30 protein-coding genes and 1 riboswitch are annotated in these 25,925 nt (G+C 49.8%); of the genes, 9 read left to right on the top strand and 21 right to left on the bottom strand.

The genetic code is table 11. The features are described 5' to 3' along the window. Positions 1-6: 6 nt before the first annotated feature. Positions 7-2,094 (bottom strand): TonB-dependent receptor, encoded by a 2,088-nt coding sequence (locus N3Z11_RS09885; RefSeq protein WP_260657012.1) that lies wholly within the window; start codon positions 2,092-2,094, stop codon positions 7-9. 43 nt (positions 2,095-2,137) lie between these two features. Further along, positions 2,138-2,234: riboswitch (TPP riboswitch) on the bottom strand. A gap of 141 nt (positions 2,235-2,375) precedes the next feature. Here N3Z11_RS09885 and N3Z11_RS09880 point away from each other — a divergent pair. Continuing rightward, positions 2,376-2,705, top strand: a complete 330-nt coding sequence (locus N3Z11_RS09880; protein ID WP_260657011.1) for a hypothetical protein — start codon at positions 2,376-2,378, stop codon at positions 2,703-2,705. Between the two features lie 146 nt (positions 2,706-2,851). Further along, positions 2,852-4,474 carry a BamA/TamA family outer membrane protein gene (locus tag N3Z11_RS09875; RefSeq protein ID WP_260657010.1) on the top strand — a complete coding sequence of 541 codons (1,623 nt, stop codon included), beginning with the start codon at positions 2,852-2,854 and terminating at the stop codon, positions 4,472-4,474. Between the two features lie 61 nt (positions 4,475-4,535). Here the strand turns inward: N3Z11_RS09875 and mutM are convergent, their stop codons facing one another. The 5 genes from mutM to radC all read right to left on the bottom strand — a co-directional run bounded on the left by mutM (position 4,536) and on the right by radC (position 7,314). Further along, complete coding sequence (gene mutM / locus N3Z11_RS09870) at positions 4,536-5,345, bottom strand: bifunctional DNA-formamidopyrimidine glycosylase/DNA-(apurinic or apyrimidinic site) lyase (protein ID WP_260657009.1); 810 nt, start codon at positions 5,343-5,345, stop codon at positions 4,536-4,538. 9 nt (positions 5,346-5,354) lie between these two features. Further along, positions 5,355-5,831 (bottom strand): hypothetical protein, encoded by a 477-nt coding sequence (locus N3Z11_RS09865; RefSeq protein ID WP_260657008.1) that lies wholly within the window; start codon positions 5,829-5,831, stop codon positions 5,355-5,357. 239 nt (positions 5,832-6,070) lie between these two features. Then, complete coding sequence (rpmG, locus tag N3Z11_RS09860) at positions 6,071-6,226, bottom strand: 50S ribosomal protein L33 (protein WP_031566726.1); 156 nt, start codon at positions 6,224-6,226, stop codon at positions 6,071-6,073. A 10-nt stretch (positions 6,227-6,236) separates the two neighbouring features. After that, on the bottom strand, positions 6,237-6,473 hold the full coding sequence (gene rpmB, locus N3Z11_RS09855; RefSeq protein WP_260657007.1) for a 50S ribosomal protein L28: 237 nt from the start codon (positions 6,471-6,473) through the stop codon (positions 6,237-6,239). Positions 6,474-6,639: 166 nt separating this feature from the next. After that, entirely contained in the window at positions 6,640-7,314 is a 675-nt protein-coding gene (gene radC, locus N3Z11_RS09850) for a RadC family protein (RefSeq protein WP_260657006.1), read from the bottom strand. Positions 7,315-7,384: 70 nt separating this feature from the next. On the opposite strand from radC, the gene coaBC reads away from it, so the two are divergent. The 3 genes from coaBC to slmA are packed head-to-tail and all read left to right on the top strand — an operon-like array spanning position 7,385 to position 9,704. Continuing rightward, on the top strand, positions 7,385-8,614 hold the full coding sequence (gene coaBC / locus N3Z11_RS09845) for a bifunctional phosphopantothenoylcysteine decarboxylase/phosphopantothenate--cysteine ligase CoaBC (protein WP_260657005.1): 1,230 nt from the start codon (positions 7,385-7,387) through the stop codon (positions 8,612-8,614). Then, complete coding sequence (gene dut / locus N3Z11_RS09840; RefSeq protein ID WP_260657004.1) at positions 8,611-9,069, top strand: dUTP diphosphatase; 459 nt, start codon at positions 8,611-8,613, stop codon at positions 9,067-9,069. The genes coaBC and dut overlap by 4 nt, the downstream gene beginning before the upstream one ends. 44 nt (positions 9,070-9,113) lie before the next feature. Then, a complete protein-coding gene (slmA, locus tag N3Z11_RS09835) occupies positions 9,114-9,704 on the top strand; it encodes a nucleoid occlusion factor SlmA (protein WP_260657003.1) in 591 nt (196 codons plus the stop codon). Positions 9,705-9,724: 20 nt separating this feature from the next. Here slmA and N3Z11_RS09830 read toward each other — a convergent pair whose 3' ends face one another. The 3 genes from N3Z11_RS09830 to rph form a co-directional block, all read right to left on the bottom strand. Continuing rightward, the gene (locus N3Z11_RS09830) at positions 9,725-10,099 is read right to left on the bottom strand and encodes a diacylglycerol kinase (protein ID WP_313771352.1); all 375 of its coding nucleotides are present in this window, start codon (positions 10,097-10,099) and stop codon (positions 9,725-9,727) included. Positions 10,100-10,249: 150 nt separating this feature from the next. Beyond that, complete coding sequence (gene pyrE, locus N3Z11_RS09825; RefSeq protein WP_260657002.1) at positions 10,250-10,897, bottom strand: orotate phosphoribosyltransferase; 648 nt, start codon at positions 10,895-10,897, stop codon at positions 10,250-10,252. Positions 10,898-10,904: 7 nt separating this feature from the next. Next, positions 10,905-11,618 (bottom strand): ribonuclease PH, encoded by a 714-nt coding sequence (gene rph, locus N3Z11_RS09820; protein WP_260657001.1) that lies wholly within the window; start codon positions 11,616-11,618, stop codon positions 10,905-10,907. Between the two features lie 274 nt (positions 11,619-11,892). On the opposite strand from rph, the gene N3Z11_RS09815 reads away from it, so the two are divergent. The 4 genes from N3Z11_RS09815 to N3Z11_RS09800 all read left to right on the top strand — a co-directional run bounded on the left by N3Z11_RS09815 (position 11,893) and on the right by N3Z11_RS09800 (position 15,827). Continuing rightward, positions 11,893-12,741 (top strand): YicC/YloC family endoribonuclease, encoded by an 849-nt coding sequence (locus N3Z11_RS09815; RefSeq protein ID WP_260657000.1) that lies wholly within the window; start codon positions 11,893-11,895, stop codon positions 12,739-12,741. A 182-nt stretch (positions 12,742-12,923) separates the two neighbouring features. Next, positions 12,924-13,532 carry a class I SAM-dependent methyltransferase gene (locus N3Z11_RS09810; protein WP_260656999.1) on the top strand — a complete coding sequence of 203 codons (609 nt, stop codon included), beginning with the start codon at positions 12,924-12,926 and terminating at the stop codon, positions 13,530-13,532. Between the two features lie 15 nt (positions 13,533-13,547). Then, on the top strand, positions 13,548-14,672 hold the full coding sequence (locus N3Z11_RS09805; RefSeq protein ID WP_260656998.1) for an HNH endonuclease: 1,125 nt from the start codon (positions 13,548-13,550) through the stop codon (positions 14,670-14,672). Between the two features lie 207 nt (positions 14,673-14,879). Further along, complete coding sequence (locus tag N3Z11_RS09800; RefSeq protein WP_260656997.1) at positions 14,880-15,827, top strand: nuclease-related domain-containing protein; 948 nt, start codon at positions 14,880-14,882, stop codon at positions 15,825-15,827. A gap of 193 nt (positions 15,828-16,020) precedes the next feature. Here N3Z11_RS09800 and N3Z11_RS09795 read toward each other — a convergent pair whose 3' ends face one another. Genes N3Z11_RS09795 through flgB form a run of 12 tightly spaced genes read right to left on the bottom strand, consistent with a single transcriptional unit; the run spans position 16,021 to position 25,920 of the window. Next, positions 16,021-17,028 carry a hypothetical protein gene (locus N3Z11_RS09795; RefSeq protein ID WP_260656996.1) on the bottom strand — a complete coding sequence of 336 codons (1,008 nt, stop codon included), beginning with the start codon at positions 17,026-17,028 and terminating at the stop codon, positions 16,021-16,023. A 12-nt stretch (positions 17,029-17,040) separates the two neighbouring features. Beyond that, entirely contained in the window at positions 17,041-17,937 is an 897-nt protein-coding gene (gene flgL / locus N3Z11_RS09790) for a flagellar hook-associated protein FlgL (protein WP_260656994.1), read from the bottom strand. 10 nt (positions 17,938-17,947) lie between these two features. Further along, entirely contained in the window at positions 17,948-19,282 is a 1,335-nt protein-coding gene (gene flgK, locus N3Z11_RS09785; protein WP_260656993.1) for a flagellar hook-associated protein FlgK, read from the bottom strand. Further along, positions 19,279-19,755, bottom strand: a complete 477-nt coding sequence (locus N3Z11_RS09780; protein ID WP_260656992.1) for a rod-binding protein — start codon at positions 19,753-19,755, stop codon at positions 19,279-19,281. Before N3Z11_RS09780 ends, flgK begins: the two co-directional genes overlap by 4 nt. Further along, the gene (locus N3Z11_RS09775; protein ID WP_260656991.1) at positions 19,755-20,855 is read right to left on the bottom strand and encodes a flagellar basal body P-ring protein FlgI; all 1,101 of its coding nucleotides are present in this window, start codon (positions 20,853-20,855) and stop codon (positions 19,755-19,757) included. Before N3Z11_RS09775 ends, N3Z11_RS09780 begins: the two co-directional genes overlap by 1 nt. Before the next feature lie 11 nt (positions 20,856-20,866). Then, positions 20,867-21,535, bottom strand: a complete 669-nt coding sequence (locus N3Z11_RS09770; protein WP_260656990.1) for a flagellar basal body L-ring protein FlgH — start codon at positions 21,533-21,535, stop codon at positions 20,867-20,869. Positions 21,536-21,549: 14 nt separating this feature from the next. Continuing rightward, complete coding sequence (gene flgG, locus N3Z11_RS09765) at positions 21,550-22,335, bottom strand: flagellar basal-body rod protein FlgG (RefSeq protein ID WP_260656989.1); 786 nt, start codon at positions 22,333-22,335, stop codon at positions 21,550-21,552. A gap of 18 nt (positions 22,336-22,353) precedes the next feature. Then, positions 22,354-23,082 carry a flagellar basal body rod protein FlgF gene (locus tag N3Z11_RS09760; protein WP_260656988.1) on the bottom strand — a complete coding sequence of 243 codons (729 nt, stop codon included), beginning with the start codon at positions 23,080-23,082 and terminating at the stop codon, positions 22,354-22,356. 10 nt (positions 23,083-23,092) lie between these two features. Further along, entirely contained in the window at positions 23,093-24,433 is a 1,341-nt protein-coding gene (locus N3Z11_RS09755; protein WP_313771351.1) for a flagellar hook-basal body complex protein, read from the bottom strand. A gap of 11 nt (positions 24,434-24,444) precedes the next feature. Next, positions 24,445-25,116, bottom strand: coding sequence for a flagellar hook assembly protein FlgD (locus tag N3Z11_RS09750; protein ID WP_260656987.1), 672 nt, complete (start codon positions 25,114-25,116; stop codon positions 24,445-24,447). Positions 25,117-25,126: 10 nt separating this feature from the next. Continuing rightward, positions 25,127-25,543 carry a flagellar basal body rod protein FlgC gene (gene flgC / locus N3Z11_RS09745; protein ID WP_260656985.1) on the bottom strand — a complete coding sequence of 139 codons (417 nt, stop codon included), beginning with the start codon at positions 25,541-25,543 and terminating at the stop codon, positions 25,127-25,129. 2 nt (positions 25,544-25,545) lie between these two features. Further along, a complete protein-coding gene (gene flgB, locus N3Z11_RS09740; RefSeq protein WP_260656984.1) occupies positions 25,546-25,920 on the bottom strand; it encodes a flagellar basal body rod protein FlgB in 375 nt (124 codons plus the stop codon). Positions 25,921-25,925: the final 5 nt, after the last annotated feature.

Here is a 25,925-nt window from a genome sequence, read left to right as displayed (position 1 = left end):
CACTCCTTAAAACTGATAACTGGCACTGACGCCAACACGGCGCGGTTCGCCAAACTGTTCGTACACATGGTCTTGATAACCATCCCTTGGGTCGTTGCCAAAATAAAATCCACGTACGCCATATTCTTCATCCAGCGCGTTGCGGCTCCACAGCGCAAGCTCTAATGCATCCAGCTGATAACTCAGTTTCAGGTTCAGCAATGTCATGTTGTCTGCTTTGGCGCTGTGGGAATCTGAATAAAAATACCCGGCTTTATGTTGCAAGCCAGTGTTCAGCTGCAGGTTATCCAGCATGGCCCATTCCAGTGCCAGGCTATATTGAAAATCCGGCGCATGCGCTTGCTCGCGACCCGTCTGATCAATGCCCTGTTCGGTAACAAAATCACGGATCTCGCTGTGCAGCACGCTGGCGTTGGCAAAAAGCGTCAGCGTCGGCAACAGCTGCAGGCGGTTTTCCATTTCAATACCATAGTTACGGCCACTGCCGGCATTACTTAAATAACCAATAAACTTAGTGCCACGATTGACCCAGCCATTTACCTGCATATCGTCACGCCACATATAAAATGCAGCAACACGACTGACCAGCATCTGCTCTGCAGTGGCGGCCTTCACACCAAACTCAGCATTCCACAAAGTTTCAGGCGAAAAAGTTGGACGGGCTTTTAAAAAGTCAGCAATGCTGCTGTTTTTTGGATCCATCGCTTTGGCAAGCGCCTCACCATTAATACCACCGACTTTATAACCACGGGAACCCAGCAGATACACCATGCTTTGTGGTGTCAGCTGGTAATCCAGGCTTAACTTGCCGCCCCACATCCAGTCATCACCGTCCTGCATAATCAGGTTACTGTCCTGATAGTCATCCTGATAACGCTCGGCTCTGAGTCCAGCCGTCAGCTTCACGTCAGGAGCCAGCTGATGCTGACTTTCCAGATACCAGGCGATATTCTGCCGTTTCAGCTCGCTGAAAAACGGATAAATTTCTTTGGCAAATGAGTCGCCATAATTGCGGTTTAAATCGGTTTCTTGTGAACTCAAATAAACGCCGCTAACCCAGCTTTGGTCCAGCGCCACAAAACGATGGTCCAGGCTGTAATTTTGCCGCTCGCGCAGGTATTGATCAGTCGTCGCATAACCATCAGGGTGAATGCCCTGAAAACTCCAGTCTTCGTCAAAACCATAGTCGCTGTCAGCGTGCAGCACACTGAACTGCGTCACAGACTCGGCAAATTGCCAGCCGGTATAACGGGCTTTGAGCATAGCTGCGGCAATATCCTGATTATCCTGCCCTGGCTCGTCCGACAAAGTGGTTCTGTTTCTGTCCAGTGAAAAGGCATCATAGCCATTGTTGATATCGTGCAGATTCAGCACTGCATCCAGCGTCAGCTGCTCTGACACCAGATAACGGAATTTTGTATGCAGATGATTTTCATCAATATTGTTGGTGTCATCGCGGTTTAAAAACTGGTTGTTGATAAAACCATCAGATGACTGATGTTCAGCCGCCAACCTGAAGGCAAACTGTTCCGACACACTGTTGTTATGCACCAGGCTCAGTTGATTGCTGCTGTAGTTGGCAAGGCTTGCCGACAAACTGGTACTTTGCTCAAATACCGGCTCGCTACTGACAAAATTCAGCATACCTGCCATGGCATTGGCACCAAAACGGGTGGCTTCAGGGCCGCGAAACACCTCAAGCTGCTGCGCATCCAACAACGAAGGTAACCCCAGCAGCGAATAATCAATGCCGTCCACCAGCACACCCACAGACGGGTTAATACTGTCAACAAACTCACTGCGCTCACCTATACCGCGCATCTGCAGATAACGGCCGCGTGATGCACCAGCAGCAAAATTAACGTTGCCCAGTTGCTGCAATACATCGTCCAGATGCTGCGCGTGCTGACGTTTAATGTCCTGCTCTGAAATCAGCGCCACACTGCCGGGTAACTGGTTCAGTGAAGACTGACGAAAATCCCCTTTAATGCTCAAACGTTCAATAGCTTGCTCGGCCGCATCGGCAACAGCATAAGGGGCAACGACAGTGGAAACCGCAACGGCAATAACAGAAACAGCAGATTTCAGACGCATCGACAGATGACTCCAGTGAGAAAAATGGATCATCTGCGTATAAGGAAGTCAAAGACACCATCCCTCCGCCGGCATGATCCGGATCAGGTTCATAGGGTTTGCCTTTAGGCATCTCAGCTTTCGCACCCCTTGGTTTTGCGGCGGCAGTGTATCGGCTTTTTTTCGGCCATGCAATCAGCACCAGGTAGAACCAGCAAAAGCCTCTGGCTGGCGCTTGGCTGAAAGTGAGCTAGGTTTAAAACAACGCCGCTCAGGCGTGGTTGACTAAGAAGAGGAAAAATATGAAAAAAAGTCTGTATCTCTGTTTAATTGCGGGACTCCTGGTAACGTCAAATCTCAAGGCAGAAGACTCTGAAGAAGTGGTGTATTCCACAGAGGGGTATTGTGTGCTGGCCAATGAAGGCGTCAGTGATGATTATTTAAAAGCTTATGTCAAAAAGCTCGGCAGCAAACCTTCCACAAAAGTCTGCAATAGTTTTAAAGAAGTAGTGGCTGAGTCCAGACCAAAAGATTGGGACTATCCGGCAGGCCGGGTTTATCCGGGCAGCGTGATCCGGCTCAGTCCCTCTCAGGTCGCTTTACTGAAATCGCTAAAAAAAGCCGAACAATAAAATCTGCTGTATTGCTCTGCTAAACTTTTAGCAGAGCTTTTCCCACCGCTTTGATATTTCTTGATTTTTTAACAGCAAAAACGACAAGATGAACCAAGCGCTGATATGATGGGTCAACCTCTGATGCAGTTTGTGAGGATACAAGAATGATCAGACGATGTGTCACACTCCTGTTGTTAATCTGCCAGCAACTGCAGGCAGCTGATTGTATTGCAGTGAATGCTGAACAGCCGTTACCGGGGAAAACTGCGGACTGGACCATTGCTGCCATTGAACTGCAACGCAACGACATTTTTGATCTGAACAAACATCACGTGGTCTGGTTTCATTATCTTGCCAACGACTACCATGTGATCACCAGCGAACAGGCCATCCGCGACGATTTATTGTTCCAAACCGGTCAGCGGCTTGATCCGGCTTTATTAAATGAAACCGAACGGTTGCTGCGCAGCCGCCGCTATCTGCGTCATGCCGAAGTCAGCGTCAGCCACTATTGCCCGGCCGACAACACAGTCAAAGTAAAAGTCAGCAGCTGGGACAACTGGTCGTTATTGCCAAAAATTTCGCTTGGCCATGAAGGCGGCGAAACCAAAACTAATCTGGGTTTTGCCGAAGACAACTTGTGGGGCACCGGCAATCAGCTGATGGTGGAGTATTTCAGCGACAGCGAACGCCATGGTTACAAAACCCGGTTTTTATCGCCCAATATTGGCGGCAGCCACTGGCAGACTGCGCTGCAATATGCCGACAATTCCGACGGTGAAACTTACCAGTTCCGGCTGAACAAACCTTTTTATCAGCTTGGCAGCGAGCGCAGTTATGGTTTTGAAGTTTTTAAAGATATCAAAGACATCAGTGAGTATCAGCGCGGAGACGTCTACAACGAATATCAGAGCAAAGTACAATATCTGTCGGTCGATACCGGCTGGAAACTCAGCCAACAGGGTCATACAGTGCAAAGGCTTAGTGTGGGGGTAAAGCTGGACGACCGCCACTTTGACGCCAATGAATATTCCACCCTGGCGCCCCCACCGGACCGGGATTTATCCCAGGTCTGGCTCGGTTTTGAATGGTTTGAATCCAACTACCAGAAACTACATAATTTTTATCTGTTTAATAGAGTAGAAGATATTAATTTTGGCTGGCAGTTTGGCGCCCGGGTCGGCGCGCTCAGCACAGGTCTGGGCGCTTATAGTGCCGGTATGCAGTATCAGCTGTTCCTGAATAAAACCTGGGCTGTGGGGCAAAGCAGCTGGCTGGTGCTCAATAGCGATGTAAATCTGCTGGACGCCACTGAACTGCCGCAACAGCGTTTATTCAACACTCAACTGCGGTATATCAAACATCTGAGTGACAATCAGGTGTGGCTCAGTCAGCTGCGGGTAGCCTTTGGTGAAAATTTGTTTCGCGATGAACGTATTGCTATTGGCGGTGATGAAGGCATGCGGGCTTTCCCGCTCTATTATCAAACCGGCGATAAAGCCATAATTGCCAGCAGTGAATACCGCTACATTACCCCCTGGCATGTATATCAGCTATTTGATGTGGCCATTGCCGCTTTTGTTGATGCCGGCCGCGCCTGGGATAATCCGGATCAGCAAATTGAACTGGACCAGGGGCGTTTATACGGTTATGGCATCGGCCTTCGGCTGCTGCCAAGCCACGCCAGCCGCGGCAGCATTATCAGCATCGATTTATCCAAACCTGTCACCAACAACCCGGAATTATCCGGCTGGCGCTGGCGTTTTATTGCCAAAAAAGAGTTCTGACCGACCGCAAAATAGCCCGGGGTGGAACTAACCTTGCTGACCCCACGCCAAAATACCACCGTTAACGCTGACAATCCGGGCAATACACAGTACTGCGTTGCCCCAGCCGCACTTCCCGCAATTCTGTGGCACATGCGGTGCAGGCTTCACCACCGCGGCCATACACCAGTAATTCCTGTTTAAAATAACCGGGTTTGCCATCCACCTGACTGAAGTCTTTTAACGTGGTGCCACCCTGAGTGATGGCAAACTGCAAGGTTTGTTTTACCACTTCAGTCAGCACCGCACATTCCGCCAGCGTCAGGCTATTGGCAGGTCGTGTTGGCAAAATACCGGCTTTAAACAGAGCCTCATTGGCATAAATATTACCAACCCCAACCACCACATGATTGTCCATCAGCACCAGTTTGATAGCGCTGCTGCGTTTCTGGCAGCAAAGGTGCAAATGTTCAGCAGTAAACTCATCTGTTAACGGTTCTGGGCCAAGTGCCGCCAGCATCGGATGCAAGCTGCCTTTGGCTTGCCATAACACAGCGCCAAAACGGCGGGTGTCATTGAGGCGCAGCAAGGTCTGGTTGTCGAGCAGCCAATCGACATGGTCGTGTTTGCCGGGCGCTGTTGCCGCGGGCAATAGTTTCAGATTCCCCGACATACCCAGATGAACCAGAATGTCACCGGCACTAAGATGGATCAGCAGATATTTAGCCCGGCGCGATACCCCCAGGATGGGCTCATTGCAAAGCGCTATCACTTCATCCGGCACCGGCCAGCGTAACTGGCGCTGGCGCACCTGCATGGCAACAAGAGTCCGGCCCTGTAAATGCGGGCTTATCCCCAAACGGGACACTTCAACTTCTGGTAATTCAGGCATCAATCACACTCACTGGACTGGAAGCTGCGGAAACAGCTGCTGATATTGCACTTCGGTGATGGGGTATAACGCAGACTGCCCCTGACGCTGCAAATAATATTGCTGCTGATGCTGATACAACCACCAATGCTGTGCGCTGTCTGCTCCGGCTAACAGCAGCACCACAGTGGCAAGCGGCGGCGCTTCCAGTGTGACGGGCTTCACCGCAGCCTGCAGTTGCAGCTGCTGCCAGGCACTGGCAATTTCAGCGGCGCTGTTTTTGCTTGGCAGCTGCGGCTGAAAATGCCAGGCAGTGCCGGCTTGTTGCACATTGGTTTGCGCAAACTGCAATTGCAGCAAACTAAAACCGTCAGCGATCACCTTTTCGGTCTGCTGCTGTTGCTGTTTTAACAAGGCCAATTGTTGTGGCACGATAAAAAACAGCAACATCAGCCCCAGCACGGCAAAAATGATGATGTTGTTCCAGTCGCGTCGGCTCAGCGCCATAACCTGCTCACCTTCAACCAAAAAAATGCAGTGTAATGCATGCCACAACACAAGCCTAGTGCAGCAGCGGCTTTTGCCGGGACGCAGGCAGTGGACAAAAACAGCGTGGGGGAAAATGACAGCAACAGCCATCTGCGGTATTTAACGGGCAGGACGGGCAACAGCACGATCATTGTTGGCGGCGCTAAAAAACAAAAACCCGGTACAGGACCGGGTTTTGCTTTTGGAAATAAATCCGATTATTTGATTTTCGCTTCTTTGAAAATCACGTGCTTGCGCACTTTAGGATCGAATTTTTTGATTTCCATTTTTTCTGGCATGGTGCGCTTGTTTTTATCAGTTGTATAAAAAAAGCCGGTACCAGCAGAAGAAACTAAACGAATTTTATCGCGCATTTTCTAATCCTTAAACCTTTTGACCTTGCTTACGCAGATCAGCTAAAACTGCATCGATACCATTTTTATCGATGATACGCATAGCGCGTGTTGAAAGACGCAGCGATACGAAACGGTTTTCGCTTTCAACCCAGAAACGGTGAGTTTGCAGGTTAGGCAGGAAACGGCGCTTAGTTGCGTTGTTGGCGTGTGAACGACGGTTACCTACCATCGGACCTTTACCAGTGATTTGGCACACTCTAGACATGTCAATGTTTCTCCAAAATTACTTCAGCTCGAGCTATCGTCATCCTTCTGGCCTGGAAGAATGCCCCGGATTTCTGAAAGGGCGCAATTTATACAGGATCCCAGGCTAAAACTCAAGGTAATTCTGCCTTGAATTTAACCGATCTTGTTTGCGATCCGATCAGATCTTAAAGCCAGCCGCGTTCTGCAAAGGAAATGACCTCTGCGTCGCCGACCACAAAATGATCCAATAACTTGATATCGACCAAAGCCATGGCTTGGGTCAGGCGCTCCGTTATAGCTCTGTCAGCGCGACTCGGCTCAGCAACTCCGGATGGATGATTGTGAGCCAAAATAACGGCGGCGGCATTATGCGCTAAAGCGCTTTGAACTACAATACGCGGATACACAGGTGACGCATCTATTGTGCCGTAAAACAGCGGTTCTGCTTTAATCAGCCGGTGCTGGCTGTCTAAATACAACAACATAAAAACTTCGCGCTTTTCCATGCCGATGCTGTATTGCAGATAATTTTTTACCAGCGCCGGCTCGCTGAACACCACATCCCGTTTTAAATCTTCATATAAAGAGCGCCGGCATAGCTCAAGCACCGCCTGAGTTTTGACATAACGTGCTATGCCCAAACCACGGCGCTGACAGAATTTCTGCGCACTGGCACTGAAAAACTGCTTCAGACTGCCAAATTCGGTTAACAGCTCCCGCGATAAAGCCAGTGCATCCACCCCTATCAGGCCGTTGCCTAAAAATACTGCCAACAGCTCGGCGTCGGTTAAGGAAGCCGCGCCATGCGCCAGCAATTTTTCTCTGGGTCTTTCGGCCTGTGGCCATTGTTTGATGCTCATCATCTCTCGTCCTTGAGTTGAAGTTCGTGTTATCTTAGCGGCCACTTTGTCGACTCCGGGCCTGTTTTCCATGACCACAGCTGCCAATTTGTTGCCGCTTCAGGGCAAAAACATTCTGTTAGGGATCAGCGGCGGTATTGCCGCTTATAAAAGTGCGGATTTAGTCAGGCGCTTAAAAGAGCGTGGCGCCGAAGTACGGGTTATTCTGACACCGGCTGCCAGCGAATTTATTACGCCGCTAACATTACAGGCGTTGTCGGGTAACCCTGTTGGCCAATCTTTATTAGACCCCGCCGCTGAAGCTGCCATGGGTCATATTGAACTGGCGCGCTGGGCTGATTTTATACTGGTGGCGCCAGCTTCTGCCGATGTGATTGCCCGTATCACACACGGCATGGCGAATGATCTGCTGACGACCTGCATTCTGGCGGCCAATGCGCCTTTTGCCATAGCGCCGGCAATGAACCAGCAGATGTATAAAAACATAGCCACCCAGAGCAATTTAGCAACTTTAATTTCACGAAATATTCACATCTATGGCCCGGCAGCCGGTGAGCAAGCCTGTGGTGATGTGGGCATGGGCCGCATGTTAGAACCGCTGCAACTGGCTGAATTGGTAGTGGCGTTTTTTCAGCAAAGCCCCAAACCTTTAACCGGCTTAAAAATTGCCATTACCGCAGGCCCAACCCGCGAAGCGATAGACCCCGTGCGTTACATCAGTAACCACAGTTCAGGCAAAATGGGTTATGCGCTGGCGGATGCCGCTGCCAAACTTGGTGCTGAAGTCACGCTAATCAGCGGCCCGGTGCAGCTGACAACGCCGGCAGGTGTTAACCGTATTGATGTGGTCAGTGCCCAGGACATGTATCAGGCTGCGCTTACTGCAGCGCCAGAGCACAACATTTTTATTGGCTGCGCCGCAGTGGCTGATTACCGTATGGCGGAAGTGTCGGGCCAGAAACTGAAAAAAACCGCAGATAAAAACGAACTGACACTGCAACTTGTGAAAAACCCCGACATTATTGCGCAAGTATCAGCTTTAACCGAAAAACGCCCTTTTACCGTGGGTTTTGCCGCCGAAACTGAAAACGTGCAGGCTTATGCCCTGCAAAAACTGCAAAGCAAAAAACTCGACCTGATTTGTGCCAATGACGTTTCAGTGGCAGGTCAGGGTTTTAACAGCGAACAAAATGCCGTCACTGTTTTTGGTCACAATCTGCAGCAATCGCTGACGCTGCAGGACAAAACCACATTAGCAACTGCCCTTATTCAATTAATTGTTGAGCAATATAAAAAATGAAAAAAAGCATCGAACTGAAAATTCTGGACCCACGCATTGGCACCGAATACCCACTGCCAGCTTATGCCACACCTGGCTCGGCCGGTCTGGATTTACGCGCTTTGTTAGACGCGCCGCTGGAACTAAAACCAGGTGAAACCTTTTTAATTCCAACCGGTATTGCCATTCATATTGGCGACGCGAATTTATGCGCCACCATTTTGCCACGTTCAGGTTTAGGCCATAAACACGGCATAGTGCTGGGCAATCTGGTGGGTTTAATTGACTCGGATTATCAGGGTCAGCTGATGGTTTCTACCTGGAACCGTGGCTCCGACAGTTTTACCATTCAACCGGGTGACCGTATTGCGCAACTGGTGTTTATGCCGGTGGTACAGGCTGACTTTAGCCTGGTGCTGGATTTTGAGCAAAGCGAAAGAGGTGAAGGTGGTTTTGGCCATTCCGGTAAACACTAAGACCCGATGAGAGCTCTGCCAGATAAACCTCAGGGTTGGATGCTATGAGTACAGTACGCAGTCACAACCGCAAAGATGAAATTCTGCAGGCGCTGGCCGCTATGCTGGAAAACCATCCGGGGCAACGTATTACCACAGCGGCCCTGGCCGCTCAGGTTGGCGTGTCGGAAGCGGCTTTGTACCGGCATTTCCCCAGCAAAGCGCGGATGTTTGAAGGTTTAATAGAATTTATTGAAGCCACTTTGCTTGGCACCATCAGCAAAATTCTGCAGGAACACAAACAAACCGAACAGCGTGTGGAGCTGATTTTGCAAATGCTACTGGTGTTTGCCGACCGCAACCCCGGCATGTGTCGTATTCTGACCGGCGACGCCTTACAAGGCGAGCAGGAGCGGCTGCGGGAAAGAGTGGCGCTGCTGTTTGATAAACTGGAGCTGCAGCTGCGCCAATGCCTGCGCGAGCGTAAATTACGCGAAGGCAAAGGTTTTGTGCAGGATGAGGGCGAACTGGCCAACTTATTATTGGCGCTGTGTGAAGGCAAAATTCACCAGTTTGTGCGCTCTGGTTTTAGCCGGTTGCCCAGTCAGCATTTTGCTGCACAGTGGGCGTTATTGCGCCAGAGTATGTTTCAGTAGAGGCCGATATAACAGCGGCTTTAGCTCAGTTTTTGCCAGAGCGCCACGCCCCAGACAATAGCCACCACAGTTAAACTTAAAGTCACAGCGGCAGAGCCTAAATCTTTGGCGCGGCCCGACAATTCATGGCGCTCCAGGCTTACTCTGTCGGTCAGGGTTTCAATGGCTGAATTGAGTAATTCTACAATCAGCACCAGCAATAACACCGATACCAGCACAGCCCAATGCTGGGCCGACTGTGCCAGCCAGAACGACAAAGGCAACAGCAGCAACGCCAATAATGCTTCCTGCCGGAACGCCGCTTCAAAACGCCAGGCGGCGACAAAACCTTTGCGTGAACATTCGGTTGCTTTAACAATGCGGCCCAAACCGCTGCCATTGGGTTTATTGATCACGAATTTTCCTGCCTGTTCGCAAAAATTTGCTGCTGTTGTGTTTACTGATGCCTTTTAATTTCAGGCTTCATTGCGCTCTGACCAAAAGGGCCAGCATGCTGGCCCTGTGCTGTTATCGCAAATTTAGCTGAAGATAGTCTGAAAAGCCTGTTAAAGCGTGACACCATATTGCGCCCGGTAAGCCCGCACCGCATCCAGATGTTCTGCCAGCTCAGGTTTGCCCTGCAGGTAGTTAATCAGGTCATTCAGGCCAATAATTGACACTACTTTAGTGCCAAAATCGCGTTCAACTTCCTGAATGGCCGAGAGTTCACCCTGCCCCCGCTCCTGCCGGTCCAGCGCAATCAGCACACCGGCAAGTTCAGCGCCCTGCGCCTGAATAATCTGCATCGATTCACGAATGGCCGTGCCTGCGGTAATTACATCATCCACCAGCATAATTTTGCCGTTAAGCGGTGAGCCCACCAAATTGCCGCCTTCACCATGGGTTTTGGCTTCTTTGCGGTTAAAACAATAAGGCACGTCGCGCTGATGATGGTCATACAGCGCTACTGCCGTAGTAGTGGCAATAGGAATACCTTTATAAGCCGGGCCAAACAGCACGTCGAACTCAATGCCGGAATCCTGCACTGCAGCGGCGTAAAAACGGCCTAATCTGGCTAAATCGCCGCCGGTATTAAACAAACCGGCATTAAAAAAGTACGGGCTGGTACGGCCTGATTTTAACGTGAAAGAGCCAAATTTCAGCACCTGACGGCTCAGCGCAAACTCAATAAATTCAATCTGAAAAGCTTTCATCATTACCTCAGGCTAAAACACGTTTTTGTTCGTCGATAATTTCACGGATAGCAGTTTTGGCCAGCGCCATCATGTCCTGCATTTCTTCAAAGCTAAAAGGCTCAGCTTCAGCAGTGCCCTGAATTTCAATCAGTTTGCCGGTTTCAGTCATTACCACGTTCATATCGGTGTCGGCAGCAGAGTCTTCGGTGTATTCCAGGTCGGCTACTGCTTCGCCTTTATAAATACCAACCGAAACCGCAGCCACCATATATTTCAGTGGATTGGTTTTAATGCTGCCTTTGGCACGTAAAAAACTTAAAGCGTCACATAAAGCGACACAGGCGCCGGAAATAGCAGCAGTGCGGGTGCCGCCGTCGGCCTGAATCACATCACAGTCAAAAGTGATGGTGTTTTCACCCAGCAAAGATAAATCCACAGCGGCGCGCAGCGCACGGCCAATCAGGCGCTGAATTTCCATAGTGCGGCCGCTTTGTTTGCCGCGGGCAGCTTCACGGTCGTTACGGGTGTGAGTGGCGCGTGGCAGCATGCCGTATTCAGCGGTGATCCAGCCTTTGCCTTGTCCTTTCATAAAACGTGGCACACCTTCTTCAATCGAAGCGGTACAAAGCACCTTGGTGTTGCCAAACTCAACCAGCACCGAACCTTCGGCATGAGCGGTAAAATTACGGGTGAAACTGATAGGACGGATTTGACTGGCTGTTCTGCCGCTTGGACGCATGAAGGACCTCTGTTTACTGGGTTGGCTGAAATTTCAGCCGGTCATTATAGTGGCTTGTGCGCGGCAAAGCCATCCACAGCTTGCGCCCTTCCAAAATGCGGCTGAACGATTCAGCTATTGCAGTTTTGCCCTGGCGTAGCGTTATCTGAAGCCGCAAAAGCTACCAAAATGGCAGGCTACACCAAGCAGCAGCAACACAAATTTCGCTATTATGCCGCTTCTGGGTATACTCAGTTTTTTGTAGTTTTTAAAGGACAGTTGCATGATCCATAGCATGACCGCATTCGCCCGCCACGAAATTAAAGCCGCCTGGGGCAACGCAGTATGGGAAATCCGCTCAGTTAACCAAAGATATCTCGAGAGTTATTTTCGGTTACCTGAGCAATTCCGTGGTATAGAAACGCTGTTACGCGACAAACTGCGGCAAAACCTGAACCGCGGCAAACTGGAAATTAACCTGCGTTACAGCGCCGCCAACAGCACCGGCGAGCTGAAAATTAACGACACTTTTGCCAATCAGCTGCTGCAATCTGCGCAGCAACTGCTGGATAAATGCCCGCAAGCCCAACTGAATGTGGCCGATATTCTGCGCTGGCCAGGTGTGATGGAAACCCAGGAAGCCGATATGGACAGCCTGCAGGCCGAGTTACTGGCCGGTTTTGATATTGCCCTGAAAGACTTCCAGGCCGGCCGTGGCCGCGAAGGTGCCGCTATTGAACAAATGCTGCGCGACCGCCTCGACCAGATTGCCGGCCACGTAGCCACCTTACGCACCCACCTGCCACAGGCACTGCAGTGGCAACGCGACAAAATGCTTACACGTTTGCAGGAAATTAAAGCCGACCTCGACAACAACCGTCTCGAACAGGAAATGGCCTTCCTGGCACAAAAGTCTGACGTGGCTGAAGAGCTCGACCGCCTCGACGCTCACATTAAAGAAACCCGCCACAGCTTAAAACAAGGCGGCGCCGTAGGCCGCAGACTCGATTTTATGATGCAGGAATTTAACCGCGAAGCGAATACCTTGTCTTCTAAAGCGATTTCTACCGAGATTACTAATACGGCTGTTGAATTGAAGGTTTTGATTGAGCAGATGAGAGAGCAGATCCAGAACGTGGAGTGATCGCAATCATTAGTTATCTACACTGGTAAAATCAAAGCATTATAAATTACAATCAGATACCATAATCCTCGCACGCACATGACCCACCAATCACTGGTGGGGTCATGTTTAAAAACACAGCGCTTTATATCCTTGCAGGTGTTGCCGCCAATAACTGCATTGAGTAGTTACAGGACATGAAAATGAGTCTTTACCACGACAAGGCACATGAATTTGTCCAACAGTACGAAGCTGTTACTGCTCAGGATGTGCACGGACAATGGTTAAAACTACTAAGTGATCTAGCTCCAGGGAACGCATTGGATATTGGCGCAGGCTCGGGACGCGACGCCCGCTATTTAGCCGAAGTTGGTTTTACAGTCACGGCAGTGGAACCAGCTGATGCTTTGCGTGAGCAAGCGATTAACCTGTGCAATCAACTGCCTGAACACCAAAATATTAAATGGCTTGCGGATGAACTGCCCAATCTGCCAAGGCTTAAAGATCAGCAAGGTCGTTTTGAAATAGTGTTATTGTCTGCGGTCTGGATGCATTTAACACTCACTGAACGGTACCAAGCGCTGCCGGTATTAAATCGCCTTCTGGCCAGCGACGGTTTGCTTGTTATCACACTGCGCCACGGCACCTTTACCGATGGTCGCCTAAGCTACACGGTCAGTAGCGATGAAATCCTACAACTTGTTTTGCAGCACCAATTACCACTTTCCCCACTACAGATAACCCATTTAGAAACTGATGCCCTTGGCCGCAACGATGTCCTGTGGCAGACTGTGGTTCTAAAAAAGGGATGACAGGGTAAGTCACGGATGAGCCTAGAGTTTTATCTACATAAGTTTCAGGATTTAAACACACTGAGACAAAACGGCCACAACAAACCGCATAAGGTATGTCTGTTGCTTGCGGTAATGGACTTAATAAGCATCGGTGCAATTCAGCGTAACCGTATTGAGCTAAATGCTGAGCTTAAGCATTGTTTTAGTATTCATTTTATGCGACTAAGGGCTGGCAATGACGCCGATACACCGGAAAACCCTTTTTTTCATTTACGTTCTGAAGGTTTCTGGCATCTGCATTATCAAGCAGGAGTTGATGCCTCTACGGTTGACCGATACAGCAAAAGCAAAATTGCTTATGCATCGCTGGACGATGAATTGTTTGAGTTTTTTCAAAGTAGCATTATTAGCGCTGATCTACGTTTAGCTCTGACAATGAACTTAACACGCTTACCTGAACTTTATCAGCGCTGGGCACAGCAACTTGGCAAATCGGAAAAAACTGCCCGCAATTATCTCGGTGCAGTCCAAGGCAGCCTCAGTGAGATGGCCAAGCAACATGGATTAACAGATAAAATCCTTACCGACATCGGCTCTTATCACCACTACCAACGCACCGTAACACCACTGCGTGAACTTGCTGAATTTAAAGCCAAAGATGCTCGCGGCAAAGCCATGTACAGCAATGCTCTAAAAAATTATGGCGAGTTTCTGGCCGACTTAGGTCAGGTTGATGTGACTGCTGACCTTGATGAAATTCAAGCCTCTGTAAATCTATCGCCAACAGAAAAATCAGTCCTTATTAATACAAGGCTTGGTCAAGGCCGCTTTCGTGAGCATTTATTGCAACAATGGCAAGGTTGCGCTGTTACTGGCTATCCAATGCCTGCCATGCTGGTTGCATCCCATATTAAGCCATGGCGCGCTGCGAATAATATCGAACGACTGGACCCACATAACGGCTTGTTATTGTTGGCTAATATCGACAAAGCTTTTGATAAAGGTTTTATAACGTTTGAAAAAAATGGGGCCATTTTGCTGTCATCGGTATTGGAGCAGCCGAACGTACTCGGCATCAGCCCTAAAATGTATTTAAAAGTACGAGACGCACACCAACCGTATTTGGCTTATCACAGAGAAAGAGTGTTTGCAGGCTAAACAAAAGCCAACAACCACAAAGTGAAGCAGGGTAATTAAACTCGATACAGACAACAAAACCGCTGCAAAGGATTGCAAATGAGCTTTTTAGCCCAGAATTTTTCTAATTTTTTTCAAAAAAATAACCTCAAACATCTCCGGTCATACGCCTTATTGTTTCTGACTTTTAATAGTCATAACCTGCAAGCCGGTGCCCCCACAAATTATGTGCAATATTCCGAAAGTGCCTGCCTGTTAATTGCCGGGCAGATATCACGCTTTAAGCAACATCAGCACTTACCGTCCTATCAGGATGCGGTAAAAAGTTATGGCCGTCATTGCCAACAGCCTGTACCACCACAACCCCGGGAGTATTTTGCTGCGCCCAGCCAGGCTACAGTTGCTCAACAAGCAGTCACTACTCAGGTCACCGCTCCGGCAGTGGGTTCCCCTGTGTTGTTACCCAAAGCAGAGCCGTCAAGATTGAGCAGCGTGTCGCAACAGTTGCTCTGGCTGGTGGCCGCTTTGTTTGTATTCTTCCTGTTTAGACTGCTGTTCCAAACCCCTTGGGGAATGAGTCGCAGCGAGTACCTGGGTTTTATCGCAGAGCGGCAACTAGCGAAGCTTCTGAGCAATCGGCTATCAGACGACTACCGGCATTATCACAATGTGATCCTAAAAACAGCCCAAGGCGACTTAACCGAAATTGATCATTTGCTGGTGAGTCCTTTTGGCATTTTTGTGATCGAAGTGAAAAATTACCAAGGCTGGATTTTTGGTGGGCAACATCATGCACATTGGGTGGTGCAGCACTATCGCAGAAAAAATCAGTTCCCAAGCCCAATCAGACAAAACTACAAACACACCGAAGCAGTGGCGCATTTTTTTGAAATCGACAGCACTATTAAAACGGAGAAAATTTTCTCTATTATCGCCTTCAGTGACAGAGCCGAATTTAAAACAGCAATGCCCGACAATGTGCTGCATATTGAAGATGTTGGCCGATATATTGAAAAAATCAGTGCTTTTGGCCGCAGAATCAGTGACGAATCTTTGCTTCGTTACAGATCACGATTGAATCTGCTGATACCGCAGGCAGAAGAACTACGTAAACAGCACAAACTGCAGCTACAGGGGCAAGAATTGTTGCGGGAGCTAAATCAGCGCAATGGCTAAAGCCTTTAAACCTCTAGTTGTAGCTGTTTTTTAGCTTCACCTAATCCTACTAGCAGTCTATACACAGACTGAGAGTCGGCATGTTGCCAGGCTAAAAATTGGTAATGTTTTTTGCGTAAGTCTGATGCGGGATTGATACTGCTTTGCAAAATGTTTCAGGCTACTCTTTTGGCGAAAAAGCCCCCTGCTAACCCTACTGCGCCAAAGCAAACTCAACCAAACCGCGGGTGACGTTGCCTTGCGCCATAATGGCGGACATGGATGAGGCGGCGCCCATTTGCATCTGTTGTTTTAATTCCTGACTGACAACATAAACGTCGTCTTCGGTTTGGCGGGCGCCGGCAAGACGCAGGCTGTTTAGTTTGGCCACCAGCATTTGGCGTTCTGCCTGCACCTGACGCAGCACCTGCTGAATTTTTTGCTGGGCAAGTTTAATTTCGCTTTGGTAAACCTGCTGGTTTTCGACCTGTTGTGACAGCTGCGCCAGCGTGCTTAATGTGCCTGGCGCTTCCTGCAGCTTTACAGTGACCGGGTTACCGGCAGCAATACGAATGCCCTCACCCTGCAACTGCCATGGCTGGCTTAATTTACTGCCCTGATTGGCGGGGGTGCTGAAAATTAACTGGTTGTGCTGTTGGCGCACGTCAATTTGCAGCGGCGCAAACGCAGTTTTTATGGCGTCCAGATTGCTGTCCTGGCTTTGATTGGCCGGAAAATTCAGCTGTACTTTGCTGCCATCGGACAGGTTGATTTGCAAACGTTCGGCTTGTTTGCGCGGGCTTAATAAATCAATTTTGTTATTCAGCTGCGCACTCACTTTCTGCCCGGGCTGCTGCGCCAGCTCAAAATTCTTAGTAATGGCACTATCTTTATGTTTGAGCTGCGCTTCCATCTGCTCCATTTGCGCGACGATTTGTAAGCGTTGTTCAGCAGATTGCGCCTGATGCAGTTGTTTTTTTAATTGTTCCAGTTGCTGATAAAGCTGCCTGAGCTGCTGTTCTGCCTGTTGATTTTTTGCCAGCTGGCGTGACACATCGGCATTCACACTCCACTGGCTCAGCGTATTAAGCTGTTGTTGTAACTTAGGATGTTGCGGTTGGGTTGTCTGAGCACGTTCAGTGGTAGAGGCAGCAGCCTTTGCAGCGGCACCGGTGATGCTGCTGGCAAGTGAACCACTTTGTTTCAGACTATCAACTAACATAAAGCCCCTGCCTTAAAGCTGACGGAACAAACTAAGTTGCGACACTGAACTGTACACCTTCAGGGTCGACTCATAAGCGGCCAGCGCATTATTCATTTCAATGTAAGCGGACGGATAATGCACCACCGACAAATCATTGCGCAAATTTTCGGTAAAGAGTGAAATATCGCTGTTGGTAAATTCCAGCGATTCCAGTGAACTGACAATACCACCGATTTTAGTGATAGCGCTGGTGGTATTGGCCAGTACTTCTGTCAGTTTTACCATCATATCGCGTGATTCAGTGCCCACACCGGCGGCTGGTGGCGCTTGTAACAAAGCGACGTAATCTTTTAAATCATTTAAAAAGGTGGCGCCCGGCACTAAGTCGCTGCCAACAATATTGGCATCCACCAGGGTGTTTTCTGCCACCGACACTTTGCGCACCAGCGCATCGCCCTGATACGAATAAACACCGGCCAAATCGGTAATAAAAGGTTGTTTGTCAATTTCACTGCCGGCAAACAGGTAATTGCCGTTGCCGTCTTTGGCATTGAGTAAGTCGACAATGCCCGGCATTAATACCGCCATTTCGTTACCCATCGCCTTTAATTCTGCTTCACCATAAGAAGCATCCGCCGCTGCTGTTGTCAGTTCCTGCAATGAAAACAACAGGTTGTTAATACTGGTTAGCTGGGTTTCCTGCTGCCTGAGCGTGTAGGTTACAAGCTCCATGTTCTGGCCATATTGTGCCAGTGAGGTTAGTTCAGAATTGAGCCGCAATACCAGCACACTGCCCAGTGGATCGTCTGATGGCCGGGTGATGCGTTTGTTGGTAGCCATCTGCACTGAAAGCTGGCTGTATTTGGCACTGCTGTCCTGAATATTCCGGATGGTGCTGTCATGAAACTGGCTGCTGCTGATCCGCATTGTGTTATCCTCAGAACATCGCCATTAAAGTCATAAACATTTGATCTGCCGTACTAATTACCTTGGCATTTGCTTCATAAAGCTGCCGGTAGTAGGTCAGATTTGCCGCTTCTTCGTCCAGGTTCACCCCGCTGACACTGGCACGGGCCGCGATTGCTTTGTCATGCAGCACTACCGAAGTTTTGATACTCGACTGCACTTGTTTGCTCTGAATGGCCAGCTTACCAATCAGGGTGTCATAACCGCCGGCCACACCTTTCATGGAGTCGATAATATTAATCAGGTTGCTGTTGTCACCTTTGCCACCTGCCGGTAACCAGCCACCAAAACCATCCGGCACCCGGCCACGAAACGCCAGTTGGTCAACTGTGAGCGTCGTGTTTACTTCAATAGAACCGAGCGGATCGGCGGCGTTATAAACAAAAAGCGGCACACCGGCATTGCCATTTAAATCAAAACCTTCTGACAGTGCGGTATTCAACGCATCAGCAATACCAGACACCAGAGTATTTAGTTCAAGCCGGCTCGGCTCCAGCACCTCGGCATTTACTTTTAACAATCCGCCTAAACTGCCCCCCACTCCGGTTGGAATGGAGAAGGTTTGATTATTAAACTTAAGCGTAACATCTGTGCCAGCCACACTGAGGGTGGCAGCTTTGCCGGCCATCACCAGCGGTGAGCCGTTCAGTGTGGTGATATGTAAACTGCCATCAGCCTGATTGGTCACATCCACCTGGATATAACCGGATAACTCAATAATGGCCTGCTCGCGGTTATCCATCAGCACCGAAGTATCGTGGCCCAATGCCGTGGCTTCACTTATTTTGGCATTTAATTCAGCAATATCTGCCAGTACAGTGTTGGTGTTACCGGTTAGCGCTGTCAGTTCAAAACCCAGTTTTTCCACCTGGCCGGTTAAAGCGCCATTGAGCTGTTGTAAGTTTTGCACCATAGCGCTGGCAGACGAAATGACCTGCTGGCGATAGGCTGGCGACTCAGGCGAGGATAAAGCAGCATTAAATGCAGAATTCAGTTTGGCAACGGCGTCATTCAGATTCAGTGAATCTGTGCCCAGCACTTCTTCGAGATAACCCAGATAATCCTGATAACTTTCGTAATAATTCAAATCTGATTTGGTGCGCCAGATATCGTCGTTGAGAAAACCATCCACTATCCGTTCAATTTTGGTGATTTTTACGCCATTCAGTGCGCCATCATTAGTTTGCAGAATAACGGTTTGCCGGCTATAACCCGCCACTTTGGCATTGGCCACGTTCTGACTGACAATTTGCAAGCCAGCGCTCGACGCGTTTAAACCGGATACACCGTTATATAACATGCTCATTCGTTATTCTCTTTAAAGACCACCGGTCTTTGCAGCGGCTGACTCAGCGCCATTGAACCCGACATAACGCTATAGTCCTGATACTGTTGTTCAGCGACCGTTTCCGGCGGTAACTTTAATACCGGAGGAGAAAAATTTTCGGTGTTATCAACAAGGGCATTGTTTTGCTGCGCTGAGAACTGCCGCACTATCTGTTCAGCCAGGCCGGTCTGGCTGTTGGCCGCCATCTGTTGCGCCATCTGGCTGTCGTGCATATCACGGAACATTTGTTGTTCATGACTACTGAACATGCCCTCTTCCCCTGCTATTGCATCACTGGCTGAACGCATATTTTTCAGCACCATCTGCAAAAACAAAGTTTCAAACTGCTCGGCAACCTGCACGAGCGACTGCTCTTCCGTCAGGTTTTTCTGCACCTGAGTCGCTTGTTGCGGGTCAAAAGCTAACTGTTGGGAATTGTCGATTCTCTGCATCAGATCACCACCACATCAGCATCAAGGGCGCCGGCTTTATCCAGCGCCAGTAAGATGGACATCAGTTCGGCCGGGGTTGCCCCCATGCTGTTCACTGCCTGAACTATAGTGTCGAGCGAGGTGCCTTCAGGCCACACCATCATATTGGCGGTTTGCTGGCTGACATCTACACCACTGCTCTGGGTTGGTACTGTTCGTCCCTGACTGAAGGGTAACGGCTGAATGGCGCCTTCCTGCTCACTGATGGTGATGGTGAGGTTGCCATGACTGACGGCCGCCCGTTTTACCCGGACTTCATCACTGATCACCACAGTACCGCTGCGGCTGTTAAAGACCACTCTGGGCCGCTGCGCCCCTTCTTCCACCACTAAATCCTGTAACATCGCCATAAAAGTATTGCGGCTGTCGGCATCACGCGGTGCACTAATCACCAGCTTAGACCAGTTTTCCGCTCTGGCGACCTGAGGGCCAAAAGTACTATTAATGGCGGTCACCACATTACGTGCAGTTTTATAGTTGGGCTTTTTCAGATTCAGCACTAAATCGCCATTCTGCTCCAGGCTTTCCACGCTGCGCTCAATAATGGCGCCGCCAGGAATAATGCCCGCTGTTGGCACGTTCACAGTCACAGAAGAGCCATTTTTACCTTCGGCATTAATGCCACCCACCACCAGATTGCCCTGCGCCAGTGCATACACTTTGCCGTCAACTCCGCGCAGCGGCGTTAGCATTAAACTGCCACCATGCAAGCTTTTGGCATCACCCAGCGACATAATAGTGACATCAATGGCCTGACCCGGACTTGCCATAGGTGGCAAGGTGGCCTGCACCGCAACTGCTGCAACGTTTTTGGACTTGGGCAAGGTACTTTCATCCAGCTGCACACCAAACTGTTTCAGCATGTTGTTCAGTGACTGAGCAGCAAACTTCACCTGAGCTTTGTCACCTGAGCCGGGCAAACCAACCACCAGGCCATAACCCACCAATTGGTTGTCGCGCACCCCCTGAATATCCACAATATCCAATAAAGGCCGGCTGCCGGCATAAGCAGCCGAGCTAAACCAGCAACAACCGATGATCAACAGCGATAAAATACGCATCTGAACACTCGCTAAAACAGGTTAAGGTAAGTGGAAAATAGCTTGCTAAGCCAGCCTTCTTCCGCCGCATCGGCCAGCGTGCCTTTACCGGCATAACTGATACGGGCATCGGCAATACGCTGCGACGAAATACGGTTAGTGACATCAATATCTTCCGGGCGCACCACACCTTGCAGCCGGATATATTCATCACCGTGATTCAGCTTGATCCATTTTTCACCGCGGATGGTTAAAGCGCCGTTGGCCGCGACATCCATCACCCGCACTGTAATGGCACCACGTAAAAAATTCTGCTGACTGGCGCTGCTTTCGCCTTCAAAATTTTGACCATTATTGATACGCAACGACAAATCCGACACATTGGCATTACCGGCCAGCGGCACCCCCAGATTCACGTTGGTGTTTCTGTCCAGCGCAGTGTCGGCGCTTTTGCTTGACTGAGTGCGCTCGTCCAGCTGCACCGTCAGAATATCACCCACCCGGTACGCCCTTTTGTCAGCAAAAAGGGTGAACATATAAGATTCTGTGTACAGACTGCCGGCACTGGCGGGCTGCGCTTCCTGCGTCACCAGAGGTGTTGCCGAACGCTCCCAGTCGTCTTCATCCGCCAGCGGACTATCGGGTTTACTGCTGCAGGCACCAAGCAGCAATAACAACAGCAAAGATGCAGCCTGTTTCATCAGAAAATCCTCAGTTACATACTTTGAGTGACAAAGTTCAGCATCTGGTCGGCAGCTGACACCACTTTGGCATTCATTTCATAAGCGCGCTGTACGGCAATCATATTCACCATTTCATCCACTACGCTGACGTTTGAACCTTCCACTGTGTACTGCTGCAGCTGGCCAAAAGCATCTTCACCCGGCACCCCTTCCAGTGCTTCACCAGAACCGGCGGTGGCGCGGTATAAATTACCGCCCAGCGCTTCTAAACCTGCCGGATTAACAAAACTCACTGTCAGGATCTGGCCAAGTTCCAGTAATTGCTCCTGCCCGGCAACCTGTGCCGACACAGTACCGTCACTGCCAATGGTCACTTTGGTGGCTTCAGGCGGAATAGTGATGTTTTGTGCCAGCGGTAAACCATTGGCATTGGTAATTAAACCGTCGGCATTCACATGAAACTGGCCATTGCGTGAATACAGCAGCTCACCATCCGGGCTTTCCACCTGGAAAAAACCCTGACCGGCTATAGCAACATCCAGCTGGTTATTGGTGGTTTCAAAACTGCCTTCGGTAAATACTTTTTGTGTACCATTCACCCGCACACCAGTGCCGAGCTGAATACCGGCCGGCACCTGATTCACTTCATCGGCCTGGGTACCGGGCTGGCGCTGCACCTGATAAAACAAATCTTCAAACACCACCCGGTCTTTTTTAAAACCGACTGTGTTGACGTTCGCCAGGTTGTTGGAGATGGTGGTCATCCGCATATCCTGCGCTGCCAAACCGGTTTTGCTTACCCATAATGCTGAATTCATACAATTAATTCCTGTTGCTTAAGCGCTGATCAGTTTGTTACCGGACACCGCCAGTTCGTCGGCTGCTTTCATCATCTGGATGTTCAGCTCAAACTGCCGGCTAATGTTCATGGTATTCACCATCTGCTCCACTGCATTCACATTCGAGCCTTCCAGCGCACCACTGCGCACTGTCACTGCAGGGTCAGCCTCCAGCGGGTTGCCATCTTCAGCGCGGAACAAACCATCATCACCTTTGACCAGCACCACATTATTGGCACTGACCAGTTTGATGCGCTCGTCCTGCTCAATGACCCCACCGCCTACCGGAAGCAGGTTGATAGTGCCGTCGGCACTGATATCGATGTCACCAAATTCGGGCAGCACTATGGCACCACCACCACCCTGCACCCTGAAACCATGCACCATCAGGCTGCCATCTGCGGCTACCTGCAGCTCTCCTGCTCTGGTGTAAGCTTCATTGCCATCGGTGTCCTGCACTGCAATAAAACCATTGTCACTGACAGCAATATCCAGATCCCGTCCCGTTTCCATCACGGCACCGGCGGCAAGATCGGTGGACACCGGCATCAGCTGGGCCTGAAATCTGGTGCGAAAACCTTCACCGGTAATTTGCATGGCCCTGGCTTGTTCCATATCCGCTTTAAAACCAACGGTATTGATGTTGGCCAGATTGTTGGCGGTAATGCGCAGTGCGGTCTGGGCCAGGTCGGCGCCGGACACTGCGGTGTGGATCAGACGTTCCATGCTTTAGTCCTTACACTGCGTTAAACAAAATTTGCATCATTTCATCAGCAGTGCTGATGGTTTTGGCGTTGGCCTGATAACTTTGCTGGAACGACATTAAATCAACCAGCTGGGCACTGATATCCACATTCGACCCCATAAAAGAACCAGCGAGAATGCCACCAAAACTACCTTCAGAAGGCGCACCGATAATGGCAGCACCTGAAGCTTCACTGGCATACCACACAGTGTTATTACCAGATTCCAACCCCTGCGGATTGGCAAAATTGGCCAACGCAATCTGGCCTTGCAGCTTGGATTCGCCATTGGAGAAAGTGGCCAGTACCTTGCCATCCTCAGCCACTGCCACACCGGTAAACTCACCCGAGGTGTAACCGTCGGAATTGTTTTCATACAAACCAAAAGCACTGCCAAACTGGGACGATTTCACCATATCCACTTTAATCGCCATCACCGAAGCACCGGCCGGTGCAAAATCCAGTGTCAGTTCACGCACGTTGTAGGGGTCATTCACGTTGTTATCTGCCGGTACCAGCGGAGGAGCCGGTAAGGTGCCCATAGGTTCTAACTGGCCGTCCGTATTAAAAGTGATGGTTAAAGCTGTTGCTGTGGTAATAACACCTGCATCATCTGTGGCCTCAACGCTGCTCACCACAGCGCCGGCCGGTGGATTAATATCTGCAGCCGGTAATGGCTTGCCGTCGATGTAATAAAGCACCTGCCAGGTATTCACGCCTGTGTGGTTAAAATACTGCGTCAGGGTATGGCTATTGCCTAATGAATCAAAAACTTCGGTTGATTGTGAATAGTTAAAAGCTGTGCCATCTGCCGGGTCAAAAGCCGCTGGCGCCACCGGATATGGGATCAGGTCACTGGCTGAATTCAGGTTCAGTGAAAAAGCAATATTTTCTGTGGCTTTGGCCGGAATATTGGCCGCTTCAACTTTTAAATCAGTCAGAATACCTGGGATCAAACTGCCATTTTCATCTATACCAAAACCCTGCAATTTGCTGCCGTTGTTATTGACGATATTGCGGTTTTCGTCCAGACCAAATTGTCCGGCCTGGGTAAATGCCAGCCGGCCATTTTCAGAAACCACAAAAAAACCTTTGCCGGTAATCGCCAAATCCAGGCTCTGACCTGTGCTGACCAGCCCGCCGGTTTTTTCAAAGTTTTCATTGGTGGCCGCTACCTTCACACCACTGCGCTGGCCGCCGTTATAAAGCGCCGAAAATTCTGTGCTGGCCGTTTTGTAACCTGCGGTGCTGGCGTTGGCGATATTGTTGCTGGTGACTTCCAGCGCCTTCTGGGTCGAAGACAGACCACTGAGGCCAATGTTAAACATAGACATATCTGATCCTTTTAACTTTTTGTTGCCTTCGACAACTGATTGATATCAAAGAGGTAGTGATTACCTAAACCGTTCACTTGCAGAATGATGTCATCCGGACCTGCGCCAACCGACACCCGCTCCACTTCATTGGTCAGATAAGTGGGGATCTGCTGTTTGCTGTTATTGACGCTCACTTCGGCCTGCACCTGATAAGCACCGGCGTCCTGCTCAGGGAAGCTAAAACGTAAAGTGCCTATGGTTGGATTCTGCAGTTTAATTTCGTCAACCAGCTTGCCGCCGGCGTCATAAAGCCGCACTGTCACGCTGTCTACCTGTGCGCCCAGATTCACGGCGCCGCTAATAGTTGCAGGCTGCTCCAGCGACATAGTGTCGGCTTTTACATCCACTTTCTGCCCCACCAGGGCAGTGGCTTCCAGCGCCTGCAGGCTTTTCATATACCCCAGTTGCTGCTGCGACTGCAGATTGAGTTTTTCCAGGCTTTCAACACTGCTGAATTCCGCCAGCTGGCTGACATATTGGGTACCGTCCATTGGATTCAGTGGGTTCTGATGGCTGATTTGCGCCACCAGTAATTCCAGAAACATGCTGGATAAGGCCGCAGCATCGGGCTTGCCATTGCTGGCAATGTTGTTGCTGTTGTTCAGCGTCGGGGCAGAAAAATTATTATCAATCGCAGACATCAGAAACTCCTTATTGACCCAGCTTCAACAGGCTCTGCTGCATGCTGGACACCCGCCCCATCACTTCGACTGAGGTTTGAAAAGCACGGGAAGCAGACATCATGTCTGCCATCTCAGCTACCGGATTTACGTTGGAATAAAACACATAACCTTCGGCATCGGCCAAAGGACTGTTGGGTTCGTAGCGGCTTTCAACAGTGCGGTCAGACTGCACCACGCCCATGGTTTGCACCTGGGCCGACATACTACGGTTATCAAAATCCTGGCTGTACAAAGCAGAAAAAACCGGCTTAATGGCTTTATAAGCTTCAGCGGCACTGGAAGCCGCAGTGTCGGCGTTGGCCAGATTCGAGGCCACAGTATCAAGCCGCATCACCTGCGCCCGCATTGCACTGCCACCAATGTCATAAATAGTGGTAAATGACATCGTTATTCTCCTTTAATGGCTTTATGTAAGCCGCTGATTTTCATATTTAAAAAGGTCAGGCTAGTCTGAAAATCCATGCTGTTGGCAGCAAAATTCGCCTGCTCTACACTGAGTTCAGAGGTGTTGCCATCCGCTGAGGGCTGAAATGGAATACGGTATTTATGCTCAGCTTTGACATCTGCGCCGGTCAGCACAGGGCCCTCACCAAATTTCAGATTACTTTCTACCTGCTGCAAAATGCTGGTGTAATCCAGATCGCGTGCCAGAAAACCGGGCGTGTCGACATTGGCCAGATTGCCTGAGATAATCTCTGCTCTGTCCAGGCGTAATTGCAGCGAAAATGGATGTACGCCTAAAGCTTTATGAAAAATGTCCATCTTTG

Source organism: Rheinheimera sp. 4Y26, from assembly GCF_025245835.1.
Taxonomy (GTDB): Bacteria; Pseudomonadota; Gammaproteobacteria; order Enterobacterales; family Alteromonadaceae; genus Pararheinheimera.
Note: the sequence above shows the minus strand (reverse complement) of the source record. Positions and strands in the feature narration are given on the sequence as shown.

Coding starts and splice junctions, on each gene's coding strand:
- N3Z11_RS09885 (WP_260657012.1), bottom strand. CDS start 2,094: ATGCGTCTGAAATCTGCTGTTTCTGTTATTGCCGTTGCGGTTTCCACT.
- N3Z11_RS09880 (WP_260657011.1), top strand. CDS start 2,376: ATGAAAAAAAGTCTGTATCTCTGTTTAATTGCGGGACTCCTGGTAACG.
- N3Z11_RS09875 (WP_260657010.1), top strand. CDS start 2,852: ATGATCAGACGATGTGTCACACTCCTGTTGTTAATCTGCCAGCAACTG.
- mutM (WP_260657009.1), bottom strand. CDS start 5,345: ATGCCTGAATTACCAGAAGTTGAAGTGTCCCGTTTGGGGATAAGCCCG.
- N3Z11_RS09865 (WP_260657008.1), bottom strand. CDS start 5,831: ATGGCGCTGAGCCGACGCGACTGGAACAACATCATCATTTTTGCCGTG.
- rpmG (WP_031566726.1), bottom strand. CDS start 6,226: ATGCGCGATAAAATTCGTTTAGTTTCTTCTGCTGGTACCGGCTTTTTT.
- rpmB (WP_260657007.1), bottom strand. CDS start 6,473: ATGTCTAGAGTGTGCCAAATCACTGGTAAAGGTCCGATGGTAGGTAAC.
- radC (WP_260657006.1), bottom strand. CDS start 7,314: ATGAGCATCAAACAATGGCCACAGGCCGAAAGACCCAGAGAAAAATTG.
- coaBC (WP_260657005.1), top strand. CDS start 7,385: ATGACCACAGCTGCCAATTTGTTGCCGCTTCAGGGCAAAAACATTCTG.
- dut (WP_260657004.1), top strand. CDS start 8,611: ATGAAAAAAAGCATCGAACTGAAAATTCTGGACCCACGCATTGGCACC.
- slmA (WP_260657003.1), top strand. CDS start 9,114: ATGAGTACAGTACGCAGTCACAACCGCAAAGATGAAATTCTGCAGGCG.
- pyrE (WP_260657002.1), bottom strand. CDS start 10,897: ATGAAAGCTTTTCAGATTGAATTTATTGAGTTTGCGCTGAGCCGTCAG.
- rph (WP_260657001.1), bottom strand. CDS start 11,618: ATGCGTCCAAGCGGCAGAACAGCCAGTCAAATCCGTCCTATCAGTTTC.
- N3Z11_RS09815 (WP_260657000.1), top strand. CDS start 11,893: ATGACCGCATTCGCCCGCCACGAAATTAAAGCCGCCTGGGGCAACGCA.
- N3Z11_RS09810 (WP_260656999.1), top strand. CDS start 12,924: ATGAGTCTTTACCACGACAAGGCACATGAATTTGTCCAACAGTACGAA.
- N3Z11_RS09805 (WP_260656998.1), top strand. CDS start 13,548: ATGAGCCTAGAGTTTTATCTACATAAGTTTCAGGATTTAAACACACTG.
- N3Z11_RS09795 (WP_260656996.1), bottom strand. CDS start 17,028: ATGTTAGTTGATAGTCTGAAACAAAGTGGTTCACTTGCCAGCAGCATC.
- flgL (WP_260656994.1), bottom strand. CDS start 17,937: ATGCGGATCAGCAGCAGCCAGTTTCATGACAGCACCATCCGGAATATT.
- flgK (WP_260656993.1), bottom strand. CDS start 19,282: ATGAGCATGTTATATAACGGTGTATCCGGTTTAAACGCGTCGAGCGCT.
- N3Z11_RS09780 (WP_260656992.1), bottom strand. CDS start 19,755: ATGCAGAGAATCGACAATTCCCAACAGTTAGCTTTTGACCCGCAACAA.
- N3Z11_RS09775 (WP_260656991.1), bottom strand. CDS start 20,855: ATGCGTATTTTATCGCTGTTGATCATCGGTTGTTGCTGGTTTAGCTCG.
- N3Z11_RS09770 (WP_260656990.1), bottom strand. CDS start 21,535: ATGAAACAGGCTGCATCTTTGCTGTTGTTATTGCTGCTTGGTGCCTGC.
- flgG (WP_260656989.1), bottom strand. CDS start 22,335: ATGAATTCAGCATTATGGGTAAGCAAAACCGGTTTGGCAGCGCAGGAT.
- N3Z11_RS09760 (WP_260656988.1), bottom strand. CDS start 23,082: ATGGAACGTCTGATCCACACCGCAGTGTCCGGCGCCGACCTGGCCCAG.
- N3Z11_RS09755 (WP_313771351.1), bottom strand. CDS start 24,433: ATGTCTATGTTTAACATTGGCCTCAGTGGTCTGTCTTCGACCCAGAAG.
- N3Z11_RS09750 (WP_260656987.1), bottom strand. CDS start 25,116: ATGTCTGCGATTGATAATAATTTTTCTGCCCCGACGCTGAACAACAGC.
- flgC (WP_260656985.1), bottom strand. CDS start 25,543: ATGTCATTTACCACTATTTATGACATTGGTGGCAGTGCAATGCGGGCG.
- flgB (WP_260656984.1), bottom strand. CDS start 25,920: ATGGACATTTTTCATAAAGCTTTAGGCGTACATCCATTTTCGCTGCAA.